General features: G+C 65.4%; 1 protein-coding gene. It reads left to right on the top strand.

Annotation, left to right across the window (positions count from 1 at the left end; translation table 11 throughout):
- Positions 1-272: DUF3054 domain-containing protein (locus tag SB679_RS24285; protein WP_410704814.1), on the top strand; the 272-nt coding region annotated here is incomplete at both ends.

The raw sequence follows: 272 nt of genomic DNA, 5'->3' as shown, positions 1-272 counted from the left end.
CCTCCTGCTGATCCTTGCCTTCGCCGCCATCGGCCGCGAAGCCCATGCTCGCGGCGACATTATTGGGGGTGCCTTCACGACGGCTTGGCCGTTCCTGGCGGGTGCCGCGATCGGATGGATAGCCCTGCGGGCATGGCGTTCCCCGTTGGTCCTTTGGCCGTCCGGGGTAGGCATCTGGATCGGCGCCGTCATCGTTGGAATGCTGCTGAGGGCGGCCACCGGCCAAACTGTGGTGCTGGCGTTCGTGATCGTTGCGTTGATCTCCCTTGGAG

This window comes from Chryseobacterium sp. SIMBA_029 (assembly GCF_046535275.1).
Lineage (GTDB): Bacteria > Bacteroidota > Bacteroidia > Flavobacteriales > Weeksellaceae > Chryseobacterium.
Note: the sequence above shows the minus strand (reverse complement) of the source record. Positions and strands in the feature narration are given on the sequence as shown.